11 protein-coding genes are annotated in these 14,592 nt (G+C 66.5%); 8 read left to right on the forward strand and 3 right to left on the reverse strand.

Features of this window, described 5'->3' with window-relative positions; all coding sequences use genetic code 11:
- Positions 1-180: 180 nt before the first annotated feature.
- On the forward strand, positions 181-1,419 hold the full coding sequence (locus Q2M23_RS35945) for an MFS transporter (RefSeq protein WP_316398553.1): 1,239 nt from the start codon (positions 181-183) through the stop codon (positions 1,417-1,419).
- 28 nt (positions 1,420-1,447) lie between these two features.
- Here the strand turns inward: Q2M23_RS35945 and Q2M23_RS35950 are convergent, their stop codons facing one another.
- Positions 1,448-1,888 carry a helix-turn-helix domain-containing protein gene (locus Q2M23_RS35950; protein WP_316398555.1) on the reverse strand — a complete coding sequence of 147 codons (441 nt, stop codon included), beginning with the start codon at positions 1,886-1,888 and terminating at the stop codon, positions 1,448-1,450.
- A 76-nt stretch (positions 1,889-1,964) separates the two neighbouring features.
- On the opposite strand from Q2M23_RS35950, the gene Q2M23_RS35955 reads away from it, so the two are divergent.
- The gene (locus Q2M23_RS35955; protein WP_316398556.1) at positions 1,965-3,785 is read left to right on the forward strand and encodes a chloride channel protein; all 1,821 of its coding nucleotides are present in this window, start codon (positions 1,965-1,967) and stop codon (positions 3,783-3,785) included.
- Between the two features lie 167 nt (positions 3,786-3,952).
- Positions 3,953-5,671 (forward strand): N-acyl-D-amino-acid deacylase family protein, encoded by a 1,719-nt coding sequence (locus Q2M23_RS35960; protein WP_316398557.1) that lies wholly within the window; start codon positions 3,953-3,955, stop codon positions 5,669-5,671.
- A gap of 224 nt (positions 5,672-5,895) precedes the next feature.
- Here Q2M23_RS35960 and Q2M23_RS35965 read toward each other — a convergent pair whose 3' ends face one another.
- The gene (locus tag Q2M23_RS35965) at positions 5,896-7,224 is read right to left on the reverse strand and encodes an MFS transporter (protein WP_253638375.1); all 1,329 of its coding nucleotides are present in this window, start codon (positions 7,222-7,224) and stop codon (positions 5,896-5,898) included.
- 224 nt (positions 7,225-7,448) lie between these two features.
- Here Q2M23_RS35965 and Q2M23_RS35970 point away from each other — a divergent pair, with 224 nt between their 5' ends.
- From Q2M23_RS35970 to Q2M23_RS35990, 5 genes are all read left to right on the forward strand, one after another.
- Positions 7,449-8,210 (forward strand): class I SAM-dependent methyltransferase, encoded by a 762-nt coding sequence (locus Q2M23_RS35970; protein ID WP_057021224.1) that lies wholly within the window; start codon positions 7,449-7,451, stop codon positions 8,208-8,210.
- A gap of 36 nt (positions 8,211-8,246) precedes the next feature.
- Positions 8,247-8,900: an ABC transporter ATP-binding protein gene (locus tag Q2M23_RS35975; protein WP_316398558.1), complete on the forward strand. Its 654-nt coding sequence runs from the start codon at positions 8,247-8,249 to the stop codon at positions 8,898-8,900.
- The gene (locus tag Q2M23_RS35980) at positions 8,897-11,356 is read left to right on the forward strand and encodes an ABC transporter permease (protein WP_316398559.1); all 2,460 of its coding nucleotides are present in this window, start codon (positions 8,897-8,899) and stop codon (positions 11,354-11,356) included. Before Q2M23_RS35975 ends, Q2M23_RS35980 begins: the two co-directional genes overlap by 4 nt.
- The gene (locus Q2M23_RS35985) at positions 11,346-12,431 is read left to right on the forward strand and encodes a lipocalin-like domain-containing protein (RefSeq protein ID WP_316398560.1); all 1,086 of its coding nucleotides are present in this window, start codon (positions 11,346-11,348) and stop codon (positions 12,429-12,431) included. Before Q2M23_RS35980 ends, Q2M23_RS35985 begins: the two co-directional genes overlap by 11 nt.
- 267 nt (positions 12,432-12,698) lie before the next feature.
- Positions 12,699-13,088, forward strand: coding sequence for an MAPEG family protein (locus tag Q2M23_RS35990; protein WP_253638371.1), 390 nt, complete (start codon positions 12,699-12,701; stop codon positions 13,086-13,088).
- Positions 13,089-13,256: 168 nt separating this feature from the next.
- On the opposite strand, the gene Q2M23_RS35995 is transcribed toward Q2M23_RS35990, so the two are convergent.
- Positions 13,257-14,447, reverse strand: a complete 1,191-nt coding sequence (locus Q2M23_RS35995; protein ID WP_057021219.1) for an ABC transporter substrate-binding protein — start codon at positions 14,445-14,447, stop codon at positions 13,257-13,259.
- Positions 14,448-14,592: the final 145 nt, after the last annotated feature.

Consider the following 14,592-nt stretch of genomic DNA (forward strand, 5'->3'; position numbering starts at 1 on the left):
CGCATGTGTCGATCCGGCACGCCAGCGCCGGGGGCAGCCATGCGCCCGCGTTCATAGACAATTAGCGGCCAATCTCTATTTTGGGCGGGCCCTGCCGGGCATTTTGTTTGACGCGTTTTCTTCACGCGAACCGGTACCCACTTCGCTTGAAAACGCTATGGAACTGGGGTTTTCGACGACATGGTCGACGTTCTGGCCGCACCGCAGCAAGCGAAAGCCGACAGTGCGCTGCGCACGCTGACGGGGATTTCGGTCGCCCATTGGGTCAGCCATTTCCATATCTTCGTGCTGCCGATGTTGTTCCCGTTCCTGAAGCAGCAGCTCGGCGTCGGCTATGTCGAGCTCGGCCTGGCGCTGACGGTGTTCGCAGTGGTCTCCGGGCTGACCCAGGCGCCGATCGGCTACCTCGCCGACCACATCGGCGCGCGCAAGATCCTCCTCATCGGGCTGACGGTCGGCGGTTGCGCGCTGATCGGGCTCGGCCTGCATCTCAGCTATACGTCGCTGATCGTCTGCGCGGTGCTGCTGGGCCTCGCCAACAGCGTCTATCATCCGGCTGACTACGCGATCCTCTCGGCGCATATGGACGAGGCGCGGATGGGCCGCGCCTTCTCGATCCACACCTTCGCCGGATTCCTCGGCGGCGCGGTGGCGCCCGCGATCATGGCGGCGCTCGTGGCCTCGATCGGCGGCCTCGGCGCGCTGATCGTCGCCGGTGCGGTCGGGCCGCTGGTGGCGCTGTTCCTGATCGTGCTCGGCATTCCCGATGCCGGCGCCAACAAGAACAAGTCAAAGGACGATGCGGCACCAAAGGCCAGCGTGATCACACCGGCGCTGATGGTGCTGACGGCCTTCTTCACGCTGCTCAGCCTGTCGACCTCGGGCATCAACAATTTCGGCGTGGTCGCACTGATGGGCGGCTACGGCGCATCGTTCTCGACGGCCAATATCGCGCTGACCGCATTCCTCGGCGCCAGCGCGGCCGGCGTGCTCGCCGGCGGCTACCTCGCCGACTGGACCCACCGCCACAGCCAGGTCGCTGCGGGCTGCTTCGCGGTCAACGCCGCCCTCGTGCTGCTGATTGCGCTGCTCAACCTGCCGCCGGTGGCGCTCACGCTGGCGATGGGGCTTGCCGGATTCCTCGGCGGCGTGATCGCGCCGTCCCGCGACATGATGGTGCGCAACGCCGCGCCGCCCGGCGCCGCCGGCCGCGCCTTCGGCATCGTCTCCACCGGTTTCAACTTCGGCGGCATCGTCAGCCCGCTGCTGTTCGGCTGGATCATGGACCAGCACATGCCGCACTGGGTGTTCGGCGCCTCCGTGGTGTTCATGGTGCTGACCGTGCTGCTTGCCCTCGTCACCGAGCGCAAGCCGCAGGCTTCGGGATACGAGGCCGAGACCGCCAGCCCGCGCGCCTGAAACGCGAAACGTTGCGCACGCAGCGCGCTCACTCCGACCGTCGCGACAGCACCTGCTTCAGGAGCGGCTCGATGCGCGACAGCTCATCGAGATGGACCGCCGACAATTCGGCGAGATGATCGGCCGCAAGGCCGGTTAATTTCAGCAGCACCCGCCGCTGGTCGGCGGGATCGAGCACGCGCTCGACCAGTCCGGCCTCGGACAGCCGGTCGACCAGTTCGACCGTGGTGTGGTGACGAAGCCGCAGCCGTTCGGCCAGATCACCGACCGCAACCGGCCCGCCCCCCGGATACCTCCGGATCGCCAGCAATGCCTGATGCTGCCGCGGTGTCAGGCCTGCGGCCTTCGCGGCGTCCTGGCTGAACTCCAGAAACCGGCGGATCAGATAGCGAAATTGCGACAGCGTTTCGTAATCGCCCTGGCTGGGAACCCGCTTCTGGTCCTGCCTCGGCGATTTCGACGGTGCCATTCGATGTCTCCCGCTTGTAATTATATCGCAATGCGATATGACGCCGCGTCCACTTCACCCGAGCCTTACGCCACCAATGAGCGTCATTTCCACCAAATCGAGCGTCTCCGCCACGAACACCGCCCCAAACACTGCCAAAATCGGCGAGAAGGCCAGCCACCTCCTGAGCGACTTCACGACCGATCCGCGCGTCGTGGTGATCTCGGCGATCGCCGTGTTTGTCTCCGCCGCAGGCGTGCTGGCCGGGGCGGGACTGCTGCAGCTGATCAAGCTTGCCACCAACATCGCCTATTTCGGCCAGTTCAGCTTCGCCGACCTGAAATTGCAGGATTCGCCGCTCGGGCTCTGGACCGTGCTGGTGCCGGTCGCGGGCTCGCTCATCATCGGGCTGATGGCGCGTTTCGGCAGCGAGAAGATCCGCGGCCACGGCATTCCGGAAGCCATCGAGGCGATCTTGCTCGGCCGTTCCCGGCTCGACCCCAAGGTGGCGATCCTGAAGCCGTTGTCGTCGGCGGTGTCGATCGGCACCGGCGGCCCGTTCGGCGCCGAGGGCCCGATCATCATGACCGGCGGCGCGATCGGCTCGCTGATCGCGCAGATGCTCCCGGTCAGCGACAACGAGCGCAAGACCCTGCTGGTGGCGGGCGCCGCAGCCGGCATGACCACCGTGTTCGGAACGCCGATCGCCGCGATCATGCTCGCGGTCGAACTGTTGCTGTTCGAATGGACGCCGCGCAGCTTCATTCCCGTCACCGTCGCCGCCGTGGTGGCAGCGGTCGGGCGCACCTTCCTGCACATGCCCGCGCCGCTGTTTCCGTTCACCGGCGGCGTCGACATTTCGGTGCTGCAGCTCGGCGCCTGGATCCTGATCGGGATCCTCTCCGGCCTGCTGTCGGGCGTGCTCACCCAGCTGGTTTATGGCTGCGAGGACATCTTCCTCAAACTGCCGATCCACTGGATGTGGTGCCCGCTGATCGGCGGCCTGGTGGTCGGCCTCGGCGGCTTGATCGAGCCGCAGGCGCTCGGCGTCGGCTACGACAACCTCGCGTCGATGTTACAAGGCGATGTGGTGCTGAAGGCCGCGCTGCTGCTGCTCGTGGTGAAGGCCGTGATCTGGTCGGTCGCGCTCGGCTCGGGCACGTCGGGCGGCGTGCTGGCGCCGCTGCTCATCATGGGCGGCGCGATGGGAACGGCGCTGAGCGGCTATCTGCCGCCGGCGAGCCCCGGCTTCTGGGCGTTGCTGGCGATGGCGGCGACAATGGGCGGCACGATGCGCTCGCCGCTGACCGCGACCTTCTTCGCCGTCGAACTCACCGGCAACACCCATGTGCTGCTGCCGCTGATCGCAGCCTGCGGCACCGCGCACGGCGTCACGGTGCTTTTGATGCGGCGCTCGATCCTGACCGAGAAGGTGGCTCGGCGCGGCCATCATCTGGTGCGCGAGTACCGTGTCGATCCGTTCGCGCTGACCCGCGTGCGCGACGTCATGACCAAGGCGGTCGAGACCGTCGCCGACACCATGACGCTGCACGGCGCGGCCGCCTTCCTGACTAACCCGAAGACAGCTCACCCCAGCTTTCCCGTCGTCGACGCCAACCATCACGTGCTCGGGGTGATCGACCCGCCGTCCGTGCTGCGCTGGCGCCGCGCCGGCAAGCATCGCACCGCGACGCTCAAGCAGCTGCTGGCCGGCAGCAAGATCACCGTCGCCTATCCCGACGAATATCTCGACCGGCTCGCCGACCGCCTGATGCAGGTCAACGTCTCGCATCTGCCTGTGATCTCGCGCGAGGATCAGCGCCTCGTCGGCTATATCGGCTGGAAGGACCTGATGCGCGTCCGCGCCAGGCTGCAGGCCGAAGAGACCCAGAAGACAGCGTTCTTCGGCGCGCGCTAGGTTCGCGGCGATTTGCCCGGCGGAACAAATTTCCGCCGGGCGGCAACGTTCGATCCCAGCTGGCAAATCAGCATCAACGCATCCCAGAGCTTCATCGGCGCTGGTTGACAGCATCAGGGGCTGACCCATGATGCCGTCAACCAAAAACAGCCTCGGGATGAAATGCCATGACCTCGACCCCAGACCTCGTGATCCGCGGCGGCACCATCGCCGACGGCAAGGGCGGCGACCTCTATGAAGCCGATGTCGCGATCACAGGCGGCAAGATCACCGAAGTCGGCAAGGTCTCGGCAAAGGGCAAGGAAGAGATCGACGCCCGCGGCAAGCTGGTGGCGCCCGGCTTCGTCGACGTCCACACCCATTACGACGGCCAGGTGACCTGGAGCCAGGACATCACGCCGTCGTCGCAGAACGGCGTCACCACGGCGATCATGGGCAATTGCGGCGTCGGCTTCGCGCCGTGCCGGCCGAGCGACCACACCAGGCTGATCCAGCTGATGGAAGGCGTCGAAGACATTCCGGAGCCGGTGCTCTCCGCCGGCATTCCCTGGGCGTGGGAGAGCTTCCCCGACTACATGGAGTGGCTGTCGAAGCGCAATTTCGACATGGACATCGGCGCGCAGCTGCCGCATGCGGCGCTGCGGGTCTATGTGATGGGCGAGCGCGGCGCGCGCCGCGATCCCGCAACGGCCGAGGACAACAAGGCGATGGCGGCGCTCGCCGGCGACGCGGTGCGGGCGGGCGCGCTGGGTTTCTCGACCTCGCGCACGCTCAATCACCGCACCTCGACCGGCGACTACACGCCGACGCTGAAAGCCGGCGAGGATGAACTGACCGCGATCGCCGGCGCGATGCACGGCGTCGGCCGCAGCGTGCTGCAATTCGTGCTCGACCAGAGCACCGTGCACGAGGACCTGCCGATGATGCTGCGGGTCGCCGAGAACACAAGGTGCCCGATCTCTTTTTCGGTCGCCCAGGCCGACAAGGCGCCGCGGCGCTGGCGGCAGACCATGGACACCATCAACGAAGCCGCCGTCCGCGGCCTCTCGATCACGACCCAGATCGCGGCACGGCCGGTCGGGCTGCTGCTTGGGCTCGAATTGTCGCGCAACCCGTTCCAGACCCATCCGAGCTATCGCGAGATCGCCAGGCTGCCGCTGGCCGAGCGGCTCGCGCATCTGCGCCGACCCGAGGTGCGCGCGGCGATCCTGAGCGAGAGCGCGACGGCGACCGACGATCCGCTGTTCTTCCGGCCGAACTACGACAAGATGTATCTCTTGGGTAATCCGCCGAACTATGAGCAGCCGCCGGAAAACGCGCTCGGGCCGCAGGCGCGGCGCCAGGGCCGTCAGCCGGAAGAGCTTGCCTATGACGCGATGCTGACCGACGAGGGTCGCGGCATGCTCTATGTGCCGTTCCTGAATTACGCCGACGGCAATCTCGACGCCGTGCATGAGATGCTGCGCGAGCCCAGTGCCGTGCCCGGCCTGTCCGACGGCGGCGCGCATTGCGGCATCATCTGCGATGCCAGCTTCCCGACCTATCTCTTGACGCACTGGACGCGCGACCGCAGCCGCGGCGAGAAGCTCTCGATCCCGTTCGTGGTCGCGGCGCAGTCGCGCAAGACCGCGCTGTCGGTCGGTCTGTATGATCGCGGGGTGATCGCTCCTGGCTTCAAGGCCGACGTCAACGTGATCGATTACGACCGGCTGCATTTGCACCCTCCGAAGGTGCATTACGACCTGCCGGTCGGCGGCCGCCGCCTCCTGCAGCAGGTCGACGGCTATGACGCCACCATCGTGTCGGGCATCGTGACCCAGCGCGAGGGCAAGGCCACCGGCGCACGCCCGGGCAGACTGGTGCGCGGCGCGCAGGGGATGAATTGAGAGACGCAGCGATCCGGGCTACAGGACTCCTGCCTCTCCCCTTGTGGGAGAGGCCGGATCGCATGCAGCGGAGCGCAATGCGATCCGGGTGAGGGGTTGCGGTCTCTCGAGGGACGGAGCTCGCGGAGGCAGACCCCTCACCCGGATTTCCCGCTGACGCGCGAAATCCGGCCTCTCCCACAAGGGGAGAGGCGAAGTGGAGCGAGTTGCCAGAGGTGCGCCCCTTACGTCGGCGACATCGCGCCTTTGATCGTGCCCGCCGGCTGCGACGTGCCGGTCAGCCGCGCCCGCTCGCTGTTCGGCCACAGCAGCAGCAATCCGAGCAGGCCGGAGCCGGCCATGATCGCCGCGTTGATAGTGAAGCCGGACATGTAACCGGCCATCGGCGTTGCCGCGTGCTGGATCACATTGCCCATCACCATCGGCGCCAGGATGCCCGAGATCGTGTAGAGCGCGCCGTAGATCGCGATGATCGCGCCGCGCTGCGACACCGGCGTGAACTCGCCGAGCATTGGCGGGCACACCACGTAGATCGAGCCGCACAGGCCGGAGCCGATCACCAGCAGCGCGATCATGATCCCGCCGGGCGGCGCATAGGGCAGCATCGCAAGGATGGCGCCGCCGAAGATCAGCGGCACCGAGCCGAGCACGCCGCGCGCACCGCGAGTGGTGAAGCCGCGCGTCAGCATCAGCTGCGAGATCCAGCCGGTCAGCAGCACGATCGTCGCGCCGAAGATCCAGGGCAGGATCGAGACGAAGCCGGCCTGGTGCTGCGAGAAGCCGAGCCCCTCGATGATGAAGGACGTGAACCAGGTGAGCCCGAGCGACAGCGCCCAATAGGCGCCGAAGGTTGCCACCACGCAGCCGATGAAGGTGCGTGAGGTCAACAGCTTCCAATACGGAATCCGCGGCTCGTCAGCCGTCACGGCAGACGTCGACACCAGCGGCCCTTCCTTGCCGAGCGCGAACCAGGCGACCGCCCAGATCAGGCCGACGATGCCGAGCGCGCCGAAGGCGTGATGCCAGCTGTGATTGACGATGATCCAGTTCAGCGCGGGCACCGCGAGGATCACGCCGAACGCGGAGCCCTGCGACAGGATCGCGGTCGGCAGCGTACGCTTCTCGTCCGGAAACCATTTGTAGATCGCGTGCGCCGCGACCGAGAACGCCGGCCCCTCGCCGGCGCCGAGGATGATGCGGCAGATCACCAGCGTCGTGAAGCTGACGGTGCCGACCATCGGAAACTGCGCCAGCGACCAGATCACCGCCAGGATCAGCAGCACCCAGCGAGTGGCGACGCGGTTGACGATGAAGCCGACCACGATCGCCGAGATCGAGAACAAGAGGAAGAATGACGAGCCGAGATCGCCGAACTGCTCCTGGGTGAGGCCCATTTCCTTCTTGATCGGCACGCCGGCGAGCCCGACCACGATCTTGTCGGCAAAGTTCACCACCATGAACAGGAATAGAAGGAAGGTGATTTGCCAGGCGCCCTTCGGCGTCCCCTTTGACAGCCCCTCTGACGTCCTCTTGGACGTCGCTTGCGTCGTCATGTCCGGCTCCCCGTCGTTTCGTTTTGGCTTCGTAAATCGGCCCCGTCCGGCGATGCTAGCCACGCCTCGCCGTGCAACGCAACACCGCATTTCCTCGGGGTTGTGCGCCCCGGAGCGCTTCTAACGGCCCGATCACGATCGCGTCGGTCGCGCCAGTGGAGCGGTTAACTGTCATGTCCCGACTGCTATGTTCAGGGCCAACGAAAAGCTCCCGGGGTTATTTCATGAACAGATTGATCCTACGTGCCACCGCTTGCGCTGCACTTATGTCCGCCGCGCTGCTTGCCGCGCCTCAAGTTCGCGCGGAAGACGCCGCCAATCCCGACTACGCCGCGATCGTCGCCGCACCCGATCGCAGCGATGCGGATCGTCAGGTCGACCAGCGCCGGCAGCCGGCCAAGATGCTCACCTTTGCCGGCGTCAAGCCGGGTATGACGATCCTCGACATGGCGGCGAGCGCCGGCTACAGCACCGAACTGTTGGCGCGCACCGTCGCCCCGTCGGGCAAGGTCTACGCACAGGATTCCGCGACCGTGCTCGAGCGCTTCGTCAAGGACAAGTTCGACACCCGCGCCAAGGCGCCGGCGATGAAGAACGTGGTCCATGTGGTGCGGGACTATGACGACCCGATCCCGCCCGAGGTCAAGGACCTCGACATGATCACCTTCTTCTTTTTCTATCACGACATCACCTATCTGCCTGTCGACCGCGCCGCGATGAACAAGAAGATGTTCGCCGCGCTCAAGCCGGGCGGCTTGCTCGTGATCGCGGATCACTCGGCCAAGACGGGCGCAGGCACCGGTGTCGCCAAGACGCTGCACCGGATCGAGGAGAGCACCTTGAAGCAGGAGATCGAGGCGGCGGGCTTCAAGCTGGTGGCCGAGGGCGATTTCCTGCATCATGCGGAGGACCCCAAGGACATTCCCGTCTTCAAGGCACCGGTGCCGATCGACGAGTTCGTCCTGAAATACCAGAAGCCGCAATGAGGCCCAGCCATCGCTTCATCTGACCAGACCGCCGCGGTGCTTCGCGTCACCGGCCTGACCAAGAGTTACCGTTCTGCCGGGGAAGACGTCGCTGTGCTGCGCGGCGTCGACCTTGCCGTTGCGACCGGCGAGAGCGTGGCGCTATCAGGCGAATCCGGCAGCGGCAAGAGCACGCTGCTGCATCTGATCGCGGGGCTCGATGCCGCCGATAGCGGCGAGATCGCTCTCGCCGACACCGTCGTCTCCCACCTCAGCGACGCCGGTCGTGCCGAATTGCGCCGCAACCGGCTCGGCCTCGTGTTCCAGCAGTTCAATTTGATCCCGAGCCTGACGGTCGCGGACAATCTCGTGTTTCAGTCGCGCATCGCCGGACGGCATGACGCCGTCTGGCACGACGAACTGGTCGAGCGCCTTGGGCTGAAGCAGCTGCTGAAGCGCTATCCCGAGCAACTGTCCGGCGGCCAGCAGCAGCGCGTCGCGATCGGCCGCGCGCTGGCGCCAAAGCCGCTGTTGCTGCTCGCCGACGAGCCGACCGGCAATCTCGACGAGGACACCGCCGACGAGGTGCTGGCGCTGGCACGCGATCTGGTGACCCGCACCGGCTGCGGCTTCCTGATGGTCACGCATAGCGCGCGGCTCGCGGCGACGCTCGACCGCCAGATCACCCTGCATGCCGGGATCGTCGCATGAGGCGCGCGCTGTGGATCCTCGCGGTGCTGCTCAGCCACTGGCGGCGGCATCCGATGCAGCTCGCAACGCTCTTGATCGGACTGATCTCGGCCACCGCGCTATGGAGCGGCGTGCAGGCGCTGAACCAGCAGGCGCGCATCGCCTATGACCGCGCCGCCGCGACCTTCGGCGGATCGCGGACTGCAATGCTGGTCGCCAGGGACAGCGCGACCCTCCCGCAACAACTGTTCGTCGATCTGCGCCGTGCCGGCTGGCCGGTGTCGCCGATGCTGGAGGGCCGGGTCCAGATCGACGGGCGCAGCTTCCGCCTGCTCGGCGTCGAGCCGGTGACGCTGCCGTCCGAGGTCGGCAACGCGCCGGCGGTCGGACGCGGCAGCCTGCAGTCCTTCGTCACGCCGCCGGGCGAAATGCTGGTGGCGGGCGAAACGCTGCGCGATCTCGGCCTCAAGGAAGGCGAGCGGCCGCAGGCCAACGGCATGAGCTTGCCGCCGCTGCGCGTGCAGGCCGAGCTCGCGCCCGGCGCACTGATCGTCGATATCGGCATCGCGCAGGACATCCTCAAAGTGCCCGGCCAGGTCTCGCGCCTGCTCGTCGGCAAGTCCAAAGCGCCGCACACAGCGTTCGAAAACGTGGCGGGTGACAAGCTCCGCCTGGTCGAGCCGAGCGCGGAGAGCGACCTCGAACGCCTCACCGACAGCTTCCATCTCAACCTCACCGCGTTCGGGCTGCTGTCGTTCTTCGTCGGCCTGTTCATCGTCAACTCCGCGATCGGCCTCGCCTTCGAGCAGCGGCTGCCGATGCTGCGCACACTGCGCGCCTGTGGCCTCTCGGCGCGAATGCTCAACACCGTGCTGGTGATCGAGCTGGTGTCGCTGGCGCTGGTCGCCGGCCTCATCGGCCTCGTCTGCGGCTACTTCGTTGCGGCTGCCTTGCTGCCGGATGTCGCGGCCTCGCTGCGCGGGCTCTATGGCGCGCAGATTCCCGGACAGCTTTCGCTTAAACCCGCCTGGTGGTTCGCCGGCATCGCTATCAGCATTCTTGGCGCGCTCGCCGCGGCGGCTGCGAGCCTTGCCAAGGCGATCCGGATGCCGGTGCTGGCGACGGCGCAGCCGCAGGCCTGGCAGCAGGCGCAGCGGCGCTGGCTGCTGCTCCAGAGCGCGGCGGCACTCGCGGTGTTTGCGGTCGCCGCGGGCCTGATCTGGTTCGGCGATTCCCTGATCGCGGGCTTCGCCGTGCTCGCCGCGCTGATGCTCGGCGCGGCGCTGATCCTGCCGATGGTCCTGCAGATTGCGCTGGCCTTCGGGCAGCGCAGCGCGCGGGCGCCGGTCGGCATCTGGTTCTGGGCCGACAGCCGCCAGCAATTGTCGGGACTGTCGCTGGCGCTGATGGCGCTGCTGCTTGCGCTCGCGGTCAATGTCGGCGTCGGCACCATGGTGGAAAGTTTCAACCGCACCTTCCTGGTCTGGCTCGACGGAAGGCTCGCCGCCGACGTTTACATCAGCGCCGCCAGCGATCAGCAGGCAAAGGAGATCAAGGCCTGGCTGCGCGATCGGCCCGAGGTTCAGGCCATCCTGCCCGGCGGCCGCGCCGACACCCAGCTCGACGGCGCGCCGATCGAGGTGCTCGGCCTGCCCGACCACGCCACCTATCACGACAGCTGGCCGTTGCTCGAAAGCGTCGCAAATGCGTGGGTTCGGCTGCGGCCCGGCGACACCTGCCTCGTCAGCGAGCAGCTGTCGCGGCGGATGAAGCTGGCGATCGGCGATCATATCGAGGTACCCGCCCCCGGCGGCAACTGGCCGCTCGAGATCGTCGGCATCTATGCCGATTACGGCAACCCCAAGGGCCAGATCGCGGTCAACTTCGCCGCGCTGACCCGGCGCTTCCCGCAGACACCAATGACACGGATGGGCCTCCGCGTGGCACCGGATAAGATCGCACCGCTGATCACCGCGCTACAGGAGAAATTCGGTCTCGATGATCGCAACATCGCCGACCAGGCCAGGATGAAAACGGAATCGAAGCGGGTCTTCAACCGCACCTTCTCGGTGACCGCCGCGCTCAACGCCTTCACGCTCGGCGTCGCCGGCATTGCGCTTTTGACCAGCCTGCTCACGCTGGCCAATTCGCGGCTGCCGCAGCTGGCGCCGCTGTGGGCGATCGGCCTGACCCGGCGGCGGCTCGCCGCGCTCGAACTGTTGAAGACCATGGCGGTCGCGCTGATCACCGCGCTGTTTGCGCTGCCGCTTGGCCTGCTGGTGGCGTGGTGCCTGCTTGCGATCGTCAACGTCAAGGCGTTCGGCTGGCGGCTGCCGTTCCACATTTTCCCGCTGCAGCTGATCGAGCTGCTCGCGGTGGCGCTGGCCGCCGCATTCTGTGCCGCGGCGCTTCCGGTCGCGAGGCTGGCGCGCATGCAGCCCGCCAGCCTGATCAGGATCTTTGTCAATGAGCGCTAGCGGCACCATCACCCGTCGCGCCTTTGCCGGCGGTACGCTGGGGCTGGCGCTCGGCGGCAAGACGTTCGCGCAGGGCTTCGCCGGGCTCGGCGAGACCGCGGAAGGATTTGCCGCCGTCACGCCGGGCAAGCCATTCACGTTCCCCGCGGACCACGGCCCGCATCCGGAATTCCGGATCGAATGGTGGTACGTGACCGCCAACCTGTCCGACACGAGCGGCGCGGCCTATGGCGCACAATGGACGCTGTTCCGCCAAGCGATGAAAGCGGGCGGACCGGCCGAGGGCTGGGCCAATCAGCAGCTCTGGATGGGCCACGCCGCCGTGACCAGCGCCGGCACGCACCGCTTCAGCGAAACCTTTGCCCGCGGCGGCGTCGGGCAGGCCGCTGTCGAAGCCACTCCGTTCCGCGCCTGGATCGACGCCTGGGAGCTGCGCGGGCGCGACGCGTTCGATGCTCAGCGCGTCGCACCGCTCGAGCTCAAGGCCTCCGCCGCCGACTTCAGCACCGCGCTGCGGCTCGAGGCCGACCGCGCGCTGGTGCTGCAGGGCGACCGCGGCTACAGCCGCAAGTCGGATCGCGGGCAAGCCTCCTATTACTACAGCCAGCCGTTCTACAAGGCGTCCGGCCGCATCGTAATCGACGACAGACCGGTCGACGTCACGGGCTCGGCGTGGATGGATCGCGAATGGAGCAGCCAGCCATTGGCGGCCGATCAGACCGGCTGGGACTGGTTCTCGCTGCATCTGCCCGGCGACGAGAAGCTGATGCTGTACCGGCTGCGCCAGAAGGACGGCCGCGAAAACCTGTTCGGCAACTGGATCACGCCGGACGGCCGCTCGGCCGAGATCGCCGCCAGCGGCAACAGCATCGCGCCGCTCGCGACCACCGAGATCGACGGCCGCAAGCTGCCGACGTCATGGCGCGTCAGCCTGCCCGCACGCGGCCTTGCCATCGAGACCACGCCGCTCAATGCACGGAGCTGGATGGGAACCAGCTTCCCGTACTGGGAAGGCCCGATCCGCTTCTCAGGCAGCCACGCCGGAATCGGCTATCTTGAGATGACGGGGTACTAGGACGTGACGGAATTGGTCCGAATGGGGCCGCGGCATAACTGTGCTCCCTCGCCCCGTTCTTACGGGGAGAGGGTTGGGGTGAGGGGCCGTCTCCGCGTACTCGGTGACAGTTGGTCTCGCCGAGGTCCCCCCTCACCCGGAACGCATCTGACGATGCGTTCCGACCTCTCCCCGCGCGCGAGGAGAGGTAAAGCAAGGCCGCATGTCACACCGGGCTTCGCTGTCCCGTCATGACATCGGGGCCAATGGAAAGAGGACACGCCTGACATGTACCACTACACCGCCATCGTCACCTGCCTTGCGGTCGCGCTGCACTTCTTCTTCGCGCTGCAGGTCGCCCGCGCCCGCGCGGTCTACGGGGTCAAGCTGCCGGCGATCACGGGAAATCCGGATTTCGAGCGCATCTACCGCATCCAGATGAACACGCTGGAATGGATGCCGATCTTCCTGCCGTCGCTCTGGCTGTTCGCGGTCTATGTCGGCGATGCCGCCGCGGCGGCGGTCGGCACGATCTGGGTGATCGGCCGCATCGTCTATTTCATCGGCTATCGCGAAGCGGTGGCGAAACGCAGCCCCGGCTTCGCCATCCAGGCGCTCGCCTGCGTCATCCTCTGGGTTGGCGCGATCGGCGGCGCGGTGTGGCGGCTGGCGCATTGAAGGCGCGGTCGCGCCATAACCACTACCGTCGTCCTGGCGAAAGCCAGGACCCATAACCACAGAGCGTGGTTATGGGCAATCTGATGGCCACAGCGTGGTGCAACAACATCCAATCTGGGTAATGGGTCCTGGCTTTCGCCAGGACGACACCACCCGTGGATATTCGCCTCACTTGGTCAGCGGGCAGCCGCTTTCCTTGGCGGTGAAGAAGGCCTTGTCGCCGGGCACCACGGCGATCTGCTTGTAATAGTCCCACGGCTTCTTCGACTCCGAGGGCTTCTTGACCTCGAACAGATAGAGGTCGTGCACCATGCGGCCGTTCGCGAGCACCTTGCCCTTGGCGAAGGCGTCATCGACCGGCAGCTCCTTCAGCTTGGCGGCGACCGCCTCGCTGTCCTTGGTGCCGGCGGCCTTCACAGCCTTCAAATAGCTCAGCGTCGCCGAATAGGTGCCGGCATGGATCATGCTCGGCATCCGGCTGGTGCGCTTGAAGAAGCGCTCGCTAAAGGCGCGCGAGGCGTCGTCGTGGTCCCAGTAGAAGCCCTCGGTGAGCACGAGACCCTGCGCCGCCTCGAGCCCGAGACCGTGCACCTCCGACAGCGTCATCAACAGGCCGGCAAGCTTCTGGCCGCCGCGCACGATGCCGAACTCGGCCGCCTGCTTGATCGAGTTGGTGGTGTCGAGTCCGGCGTTGGCGAGCCCGATGATCTTGGCCTTCGAGCTCTGCGCCTGCAGCAGGAAGGACGAGAAGTCCGACGAATTGAGCGGCACGCGGACCGAGCCGACCACCTTGCCGCCCTTTGAGGTGACGATGTCGCTGGTGTCCTTCTCCAGCGCGTAGCCGAAGGCGTAGTCGGCGGTCAGGAAGAACCAGGTGTTGCCGCCGGCTTCTGTCAGCGCACCGCCGGTTCCGACCGCGAGCGCGCGGGTGTCATAGGCCCAGTGGAAGCTGTAGGGCGTGCAGGCATCCCCGGTGATACGGGAGGTCGCCGCGCCGACCACGATGTCGATCTTCTTCTTTTCCTTCGACAGCTCCTGCACCGCGAGCGCGACCGACGACGTCGTAAGCTCGGTGATCATGTCGACGTTCTCGACCTCGTACCAGCGCCGCGCGATCGCGGTCGCAAGATCCGGCTTGTTCTGATGGTCGGCGGTAACGATCTCGATCTTCTGTCCCAGCACCTCGCCGCCGAAATCCTCGACCGCCATCCGCGCGGCTTCGAGCGAATATTTGCCGCCGTAGTCGGCATAGACGCCGGACTGATCGTTCAGGATGCCGATCTTGACGCCCTGGGCCATCGCCGGCGCCGCAAGCATCAGGCTGCAGGCCGCGACCGCGGCCAAAAATCCGGACTTCATTCTATGCTCTCCCAGCAGTTTCTATCAGGAAAATCGGCGCGACATTATTTTATAACCCCACGCCTGCCCATCTCTTTCCGCTCAGCCAAAAGTATGGGCTGCGTCGACAGCACTTGCTAGCTTCCCGTCACCCCGAGGAGCGCGG

This window comes from Bradyrhizobium sp. 33ap4, from assembly GCF_032654765.1.
Lineage (GTDB): Bacteria > Pseudomonadota > Alphaproteobacteria > Rhizobiales > Xanthobacteraceae > Bradyrhizobium > Bradyrhizobium australafricanum.

What these genes read in the sequence shown, in the direction of transcription:
- Q2M23_RS35985 (WP_316398560.1), top strand. Translation starts at nt 11,346, where the DNA reads ATGAGCGCTAGCGGCACCATCACCCGTCGCGCCTTTGCCGGCGGTACG.
- Q2M23_RS35945 (WP_316398553.1), top strand. Translation starts at nt 181, where the DNA reads ATGGTCGACGTTCTGGCCGCACCGCAGCAAGCGAAAGCCGACAGTGCG.
- Q2M23_RS35950 (WP_316398555.1), bottom strand. Translation starts at nt 1,888, where the DNA reads ATGGCACCGTCGAAATCGCCGAGGCAGGACCAGAAGCGGGTTCCCAGC.
- Q2M23_RS35995 (WP_057021219.1), bottom strand. Translation starts at nt 14,447, where the DNA reads ATGAAGTCCGGATTTTTGGCCGCGGTCGCGGCCTGCAGCCTGATGCTT.
- Q2M23_RS35990 (WP_253638371.1), top strand. Translation starts at nt 12,699, where the DNA reads ATGTACCACTACACCGCCATCGTCACCTGCCTTGCGGTCGCGCTGCAC.
- Q2M23_RS35965 (WP_253638375.1), bottom strand. Translation starts at nt 7,224, where the DNA reads ATGACGACGCAAGCGACGTCCAAGAGGACGTCAGAGGGGCTGTCAAAG.
- Q2M23_RS35970 (WP_057021224.1), top strand. Translation starts at nt 7,449, where the DNA reads ATGAACAGATTGATCCTACGTGCCACCGCTTGCGCTGCACTTATGTCC.
- Q2M23_RS35980 (WP_316398559.1), top strand. Translation starts at nt 8,897, where the DNA reads ATGAGGCGCGCGCTGTGGATCCTCGCGGTGCTGCTCAGCCACTGGCGG.
- Q2M23_RS35960 (WP_316398557.1), top strand. Translation starts at nt 3,953, where the DNA reads ATGACCTCGACCCCAGACCTCGTGATCCGCGGCGGCACCATCGCCGAC.
- Q2M23_RS35955 (WP_316398556.1), top strand. Translation starts at nt 1,965, where the DNA reads ATGAGCGTCATTTCCACCAAATCGAGCGTCTCCGCCACGAACACCGCC.